This is a genomic window from Kitasatospora sp. NPDC007106 (assembly GCF_040634455.1).
GTDB lineage: Bacteria > Actinomycetota > Actinomycetes > Streptomycetales > Streptomycetaceae > Kitasatospora > Kitasatospora arboriphila.
The window spans coordinates 1-1,137 of record NZ_JBEYFP010001400.1; the positions used below are offsets into that span (position 1 = coordinate 1).

General features: G+C 68.7%; 1 protein-coding gene. It reads right to left on the bottom strand.

The features are described 5' to 3' along the window. Positions 1-193 precede the first annotated feature (193 nt). Positions 194-1,137, bottom strand: a 944-nt coding sequence (locus tag ABZ641_RS38795; protein WP_359989408.1) for a tetratricopeptide repeat protein, incomplete at its 5' end; no start/stop codon positions are given.

A 1,137-nucleotide genomic window follows, 5' to 3' on the forward strand; every position in this document is an offset into this window, starting at 1 on the left:
GGGACATCCGCGACGACATCCACGAGGCCTTCCTCAAGCTGGCCTGCTGCGTGATCACCTACAGACGCGTCCGAGCATTGTGTTAGCTCCTCTAAACCGCAGCCGGTGTGCGACTCCGCACTATCTGATCTGTCATGCATCGAGGTCGAACAGCCCGCGGCGCCCCGAACCTGCTGGGAGCAGTGCCGAGCGATCAGCTCCCGCCGGTCCCCCCTTTGCCACCGGCGAGATGGTGTGCGAGCTGGGCGCTGCCCAAGGTGTCGGGGTGGTCGTCGCCGAGGATGCGTCGGCGGCGCTTGTAGGTGTCCTGGGTGAGGTCGTGGGCGGCCGGGGTGTCGCCGAGGTCGGCGAGACGATTGGCGAGACTATGGGCGCTGTCGAGGGTGTCGGGGTGGTCGTCGCCGAGGATGCGTCGGCGACGCTTGTAGGTGTCCTGGGTAAGGTCGTGGGCGGCCGGGGTGTCGCCGAGGTCGGCGAGACGGACGGCTAGGTTGTGGGCGGTGCCGAGGGTGTCGGGGTGGTCGTCGCCGAGGATGCGTCGGCGACGCTTGTAGGTGTCCTGGGTGAGGTCGTGGGCGGCCGGGGTGTCGCCGAGGTCGGCGAGACGGATCGCTAGGTTGTTGGCGCTGGTGAGGGTGTCGGGGTGGTCGTCGCCGAGGATGCGTCGGCGGCGTTCGAGGGTGTCTTCGTCGAGGGCGCGGGCACCGGCGTAATCCTGGGTGTCGCTGTAGGCCCGGGCGAGGTAGTTGGCGGCCCACAGGGCTTCCTCGTCGTCGGGGCCAAGTTGTCGCGTCCAGGTGTCGTGGAGGGCCTTGAGGCGGGGAAGGGCGGTGGTGGGGTTTCCGCGGTCCATGAGGTACCAGCAGGCTTCGCAGGCCAGGAACCGCCCCTGCGAGGTGGTGAAGTTCTCGGGAGGGAGTGCGAGGGCGTGGGGGACGAGGTTGGTCCAGGCGTGCCAGGTGCTCGGATCGTTCGCTTTCTGCGGGGTGGCGGCGGTGAGGAGGGCTTCTGCGGCACGGGCAGCCTGTTGATGCTGTTGGGTGGTGAGTTGGTTGCGTAGTACTTCCCGGGTGAGGCGGTGGAGTTGGAGTCCGCCGGGGTAGGTGCGGGCGAGGCCGTGGCGGGCGATGGTGGCCA